6 protein-coding genes are annotated in these 5,964 nt (G+C 74.0%); 3 read left to right on the plus strand and 3 right to left on the minus strand.

The features are described from left to right. On the minus strand, positions 1-347 hold a 347-nt coding region (locus tag JNW89_RS25115; protein ID WP_238450768.1), incomplete at its 3' end, for a DUF2267 domain-containing protein. Between the two features lie 447 nt (positions 348-794). Here JNW89_RS25115 and JNW89_RS25120 point away from each other — a divergent pair. Next, positions 795-1,235, plus strand: a complete 441-nt coding sequence (locus JNW89_RS25120; protein WP_238450773.1) for a hypothetical protein — start codon at positions 795-797, stop codon at positions 1,233-1,235. After that, entirely contained in the window at positions 1,232-1,663 is a 432-nt protein-coding gene (locus tag JNW89_RS25125; protein ID WP_238450769.1) for a hypothetical protein, read from the plus strand. The genes JNW89_RS25120 and JNW89_RS25125 overlap by 4 nt, the downstream gene beginning before the upstream one ends. A gap of 118 nt (positions 1,664-1,781) precedes the next feature. On the opposite strand, the gene JNW89_RS25130 is transcribed toward JNW89_RS25125, so the two are convergent. Together JNW89_RS25130 and JNW89_RS25135 are read right to left on the minus strand one after the other, a co-directional pair. Beyond that, complete coding sequence (locus JNW89_RS25130; RefSeq protein ID WP_238450770.1) at positions 1,782-2,288, minus strand: ATP-binding protein; 507 nt, start codon at positions 2,286-2,288, stop codon at positions 1,782-1,784. 51 nt (positions 2,289-2,339) lie between these two features. Beyond that, a complete protein-coding gene (locus JNW89_RS25135) occupies positions 2,340-3,104 on the minus strand; it encodes an alpha/beta fold hydrolase (protein WP_238450771.1) in 765 nt (254 codons plus the stop codon). A 69-nt stretch (positions 3,105-3,173) separates the two neighbouring features. Here JNW89_RS25135 and JNW89_RS25140 point away from each other — a divergent pair, with 69 nt between their 5' ends. Next, on the plus strand, positions 3,174-5,093 hold the full coding sequence (locus JNW89_RS25140) for a BTAD domain-containing putative transcriptional regulator (RefSeq protein ID WP_238450772.1): 1,920 nt from the start codon (positions 3,174-3,176) through the stop codon (positions 5,091-5,093). The last annotated feature ends 871 nt before the right edge of the window (positions 5,094-5,964 follow it).

Genomic DNA, 5,964 nt, shown 5'->3' on the forward strand with positions numbered 1-5,964 from the left:
TCCGCCGGTAGTTGCGCCATGGCGTCCTCGAACTCCCGGTGTCCGACCACCCGGTGCAGGGTCTGCAGGACGGCCCGCACGCCCCGCTCGGCGACGGCGCGCTCCACCCCGGCGCCGTCGGCCACGCGACCGATGAACTCGTCGTAGCCGAACGCCTCCGGGTCCTCCGTACCCTTGATGAGCAACGTGCTCAGCTCGTCGGCGACGTGGCCGGCCAGGGCAGCCGCCTCGCCGCCGCTGATCCGCTGGGTGAGGGTGCTCAGGGTGGCCTCGGTCAGGGACCGCGCCGTCTCCGGCGGTACGCCCGCCCGCGCGGCTACCTTGTCGACGAAACTCAGCTCGGCCATGCGACGTCCTTCCCGTGGCGAGGCAGCGTGGCTACCCGCGGCCACGGTCGGCAAACGCTCCGCCATCGGCGCCGGATGACCCGGCCCGTTGGGGTTTTGCGCTATTTCTGCTGTTTGTTCGGAAGGTGTCTTGTTCCTGAGCAGCGGCGAGGCCGCCTCCTCGATAGTCGAGAAGGGACATCCGGACGCCGCTCGACGCGCCTCTCAGCCTCCCGCGGCTGCCCGTCCAAGGCCGCTCACACCCCGGCTGACCAGCGCTTATGTCGGAATCCATCAGTTGGGGGTGACCGGAAACGGGTGGTATGACTAGAGGTGTCGACCACCGATGGCGCTCGTCGTCACACCCCGGCACCGCAGCGGGTGCCACCCGGGCAGCGTGGTCGTACGCCTCCGGCAACCGCTCCCACGGGGCACCCGCATCGACCTCAGGGAGTTGCCGTGCAGACCATGCGAATCTGGCGCAACCGGCGACCGTTCGAGAACGCCGTCCTGGTCACCGCGCCCGTGTGCGGGCTCCTGCTGATCACCCTCAACGTGCGCCCACCCTCGGTGGAGATGGCGATGCCGCGACCGGTCCGGATCGGCTGGGAACTGGGCCTCGTCGTCGTCGGGCTGGGCGGCCTGCTCGGCCTGACCTGGCCGGGACGGGTCTCCACCGCCCTCGGCATCGAGCTGGCGTCGATGCTCCTGCTGGGCACCCTCGCCGGGATGTACTCCGTCGCCCTGGTGGTGATGTCCGGTCGGATGGCGGTCGCGGCGGCGTCGTTCATCACCGCGGTCGCGGTGGGCTCGTGGTGGCGCGCCACGGAGATCCTGCTCGACCTCCGGAGGCTGCTCCGCAACATCGACGTGGACAGCGGCAACTGTCCCACCGGCGGCCGACGATGACGCCGACCGACACCAGCACCGCCCCGCAGTGGGTGCAGGTCGTCCTGTCCGTGCTGGGCGTGCTCGGCGGCGCCAGCGGCCTGGCCGCCATCGCCGCCGTCGTGGCGCAACGCGGCAAGTTTAAGGCGGAGGCGGCGGACATGCTCACTGACGCGGCACTGACCCTCGTGCAACCGATGCGCGTGCGGGTGGCGGAGCTGGAGGTGGAGGCACAGGCGGCCCGCGAGCAGCTGAGAACGTCCCGGGAGCAGGTGGAGCGGGCGACGGCCACGCTCAGCGACCTGCACGCGATGCTCGACCGCTGGTACGCGCTCATCTTCGCGCCCGACGCCACGGTCCGGTCGATCCGCAGCGCCGTACGGGAGGACCGCCGCAGGCGCGGCGAACAGTGGGACCGGGGCACCGACCCGCCGCGCCGCCGACCCTGACGGCAGCCGACGACGCGTCCGGCACCGGACGGAGTCCAGAGTCGACCGGCGCCGGGGCCGTCGATCCGAGGCCGGGTACGGCCGGCGCTGATCCGATGCCGTCAGCCCGGCTGCGGCGTCATCGCGGGTCGTCCTCGGCGGACGGGTGCGGCTCGGCGGTCGCGCCGTCGACGACGGGCGGGCCGGCGACGGCGTCCAGGCACGCCGTCACGGTGGCGGTGACGCCGTCGATCCCTCGGGTGAGCAGCAGGCCCTCGCTCAGCCGGTGGGCCAGCCACAGGCCGCGTCCCCCGGCGACGTCGACGGGGGGCAACCGCACCGGCAGACCTGACGCGGTCGCCCCGTGGTCGCTGACCTCGCAGATCAGCACGTCGTCCTGGCGCCGCAGGTCGAGGTGGCCGTGGCCGCCACCGTGGCGCACCGCGTTGGTGGCCAGTTCGTGCACGGCGAGAACGAAGTCGTAGCCCTCGTCGCCGACGAGTCCCGCGCCACTGACCGCCGCCCGCAGCCGGTGCCGCAGGGCGGTCACGGTGGCGGCGGTGAAGTCCTCGGACAGGAGCACGGACGCCGCGGTCGGCCGGGGGCTCACCAGGCCCGAATCGAAAGCCGCAGCATCGTCGTTCACGCTCGCAGGTTACCCACGGTGGAAATTTCCGCGACCGTTGCGAGAAGGCAACTACCCGCGGTGATCCTCGTCCAGGAACTCGTCGATCATCGGGGCCAGCCAGTCGGCGCGGTGCGGGATGGTGGTATGGGTGGTGCCGGGCAGGATGGCCAGGCGGCAGGCCGGCAGGCCGGTCAGGTCGCCGGCCACCGCCCCGCCGAGCAGCCGGAACATCCGCACGGCATGCTCGGGCTGGACGATGTCCGAGTCGGCCAGCACGATCATCGTGGGCGCGGCCAGCGCGCGGATCTGCTCGGGCGTCCACTGCGGCAGGTTCGCGTCCAGGACCTTCATCTTGGTGACCAGGTTGGGCCAACCGGCCGGGTCGGGCGCGGTCCGCAGGTACTCCTCGTGGAACTCCGAGCCGTGCAGGTGTTCCGGTTGCAGGTCCTGGATGCCGTCCAGCAGCCCCGGGTGCAGGCCGGCGTCGTCGAAGCTCACCGAGGCGAGCACCAGCCGCCCGACCCGGTCGGCGTAATCGGTGCCGAGGCGCAGCGCGACGGCCGCGCCCATGCTCCAGCCGAACAGGTCCGCCCGCTCGACATCGAGGCGGTCGAGCAGCTCGACCACGTCGGCGGCGAAGTTCTCCACGGTCAGCGGACGGTCGATGTCCGGGGTGCGACCGTGTGCCTGCAACTCGATCGCGATCACCCGCCGGGTCTTCGCCAGCAGCGGCAGGATCCTGCCGAACGAGGTGCCGATGCCGGAGAGCGCGCCGTGGACGAGGACGAGCGGCCGGCCCTCGCCGGTGCCGTGTTCTTCGTGGTGGATGTCCATGCGCCCACGGTGGGCCACGGCGCTTACGGTCTCCTTCAGATCGCCTTCCGCGTCGCTAGGATGACGGCCGTGCAGTTCGGGGTGCTCGGGCCGCTCGCTGTCAGCACCGACGCCGGCGAGCCGGTCGTCGTACCCGGCACCAAGGTGCGGGTGCTGCTGGCCGACCTGCTGGCCCACCGCAACCAGGTGGTCTCGGCGGACCGCCTGATCGACGACCTGTGGGGTGAGGACGTCCCGGCCAATCCGGCCGGCGCCCTCCAGGTGCGGGTGTCCCAGCTGCGCAAGGCGCTCAACGACGCCGAGCCGGGCGCGCGCGAGCTGGTCGAGTCACGGCCGCCCGGTTACCTGCTGCGTACCGGCGCGGTGGACGCCGACCGGTTCGCCGAGCTGGCCACCGCCACCGACGTGGACCGGCTGACCGCCGCCCTCGCGCTGTGGCGCGGCGACGCGTACGCCGACATGGCCGACGCCGAGTTCGCCCGCGCCGAGGCCACCCGCCTGGCCGAGCAGCGCCTCGTGGTGCACGAACGGCTCGCCGACGCCCGGATGGCGCGCGGCGAGCACGACCTGGTCGCCGCCGACCTGGCCGAACTGGTCGCCCGGCACCCGCTGCGCGAGGGTCTGCGGGCGTTGCAGATACGCGCGCTCTACGCGGCCGGTCGTACGTCCGAGGCCCTGGACAGCTACGCCGACCTGCGCGACCGACTCGTCGACGAGCTGGGCCTCGACCCGGGGCCGGAGCTGGTCGCCCTGCACCGCAGGATCCTCGAACAGGACGCCGGCCTGAGCGCCCCGCCGAAGGCCGCGATCATCCGGAACAGCCTGCCGGCCCGCCTCGACGGGCTGGTCGGACGGGCCGAGGCGCTGACCGAGCTGCGCGCCCTGCTCCCGGAGCAGCGGCTGGTCACGCTGATCGGGCCGGGCGGGGTCGGCAAGACCCGGCTGGCCACCGAGGCCGCCCGCGAGCTGGTCCTCCCGGACGGCGCCCACCTGGTGGAGCTGGCGCCACTGCCGGTCGGCGACCCGCGCGTCGCCGACGAGGTCCTCGAGGCGTTGGACCTGCGCGAGGCGGCGGGCGCCAGCGTGTCCGCCGTCGACCGGCTGTCCGCGGTGCTCCGGCACCGGCAGCTGCTGCTCGTGCTGGACAACTGCGAGCACGTCATCGAGCCGGTCGCCGCGCTGGTCGCCCGGCTGCTGCGGGACGCGCCCGGCATCACCGTGCTGGCCACCAGCCGGGAACCTCTCGGCCTCACCGGTGAGCTGCTCTGGGAGGTGCCGCCGCTGGCCGTACCCGAGCACGACCGTGACCTCGACGCGGTCCGGCGCTCGGCCGCGGCCCGGTTGTTCGCCGCCCGCGCCGCCGCGCAGCACCGCGGCTTCCGCCTCGACGAGCGGACCGCGCCGGCGGTGGCGCAGCTCTGCCGCCGGCTGGACGGCCTGCCGCTGGCCCTCGAACTGGCCGCGACCCGGGTACGCGCGCTCGGCGTGCAGGGCGTGGTGGACCGGCTCGACGACCGGTTCAGGCTGCTCGCCACCGCGCAGCGGGACGTGCCGCCGCGACAGCGCACCCTGACCGCGGTGATCGGCTGGAGCTGGGACCTGCTGGCCGAGGCCGACCGTCAGGTGCTGGCCCGGCTCGCGTGTTCAGCGACGGCTGCACACCCGACGCGGCCGAGCGGGTGTGCCGGACCGACCTCGACGCGCTGGCCCGGCTGGTGGACCGTTCGCTGGTGGTGGTGGACGACTCGGGCGCGAGCCCCCGCTACCGGCTGCTGGAGTCGGTCGCCGCGTTCTGCCTGGAACGCCTGGCGGACGCCGACGACGTCCGGGCGCGGCACGCGGCGTACTACACCGACCTGGCCGAACGCGCCGACCCGGAGCTGCGCGGCGCCGACCAGCAGGAATGGCTGGCCCGGCTCGACGCCGAGGCGGCGAACCTGCGCTCGGCGCTGTCCCACGGTGGCGGGCTGCGCCTGGCGGTCGCGCTGAGCTGGTACTGGTTCCTGCGCGGCCGGCTCACCGAGGCGCGGCGGGCGCTGGCGATGCGGGGCGACCCGGCCGAGGAGGCGCGCGCCGCGCCGTGGCGGGCCGGGTTCGCGCTGTTGCAGGGCGAACCGATCGCGCCGGGCGACCTGCGCGCCGCCCTGGCCGGCGACCCCGGCGGGCGGGCCGCGTGGTTCGTCGCGAACGCGGTCATCGATCGCAGCGACCTGACCCTGGCGGCGGAGCTGCTGCCCACCACCGTCGACGACCCCTGGACCGAGGCGGCGGTGCTCAGCTCGCGGGCCAAGCTCGCCCACGCCACCGGCGACCTGGCCACGCTGGAGCGCGCCGGTACCCGCAGTGCGGCGTTGTTCGCGCAGGTCGGCGACCGCTGGGGCCGGTTGCAGGCGACCGACTGGGTGGGCGGCCTGGCCGAGATGCGCGGCGAGCACGAGCGCTCCGCCGCTCCACCGGAGGGGCTGCGCTGGGCCGAGGAGCTGTCGCTCTGGCCCGAGGTGGGCAGCAAGCTGTCCTGGCTGGCCTGGCTGGCGGTGCAGACCCGCGACTACGCGCAGGGCCGGGAGCTGGCCGAACGCGCGTACCAGCTGGCGGTGGAGCAGGACGCGCCGAGCGCGATGATCTTCGCGGAGATCGGCCTCGGCCTGGCCGCCCGCCGCGACGGCAAGCTCGACGTGGCCGTCACGCACCTGACGCGCCTCGCCGAGCAGGGCCGCCGCGAGACGCAGCCCGCGCTGTACCTGCCGATGGTCCTGGTCGAGGCGGTGGAGCAGGACGCGCCGAGCGCGATGATCTTCGCGGAGATCGGCCTCGGCCTGGCCGCCCGCCGCGACGGCAAGCTCGACGTGGCCGTCACGCA

It is taken from the genome of Micromonospora sp. 4G55, from assembly GCF_016803375.1.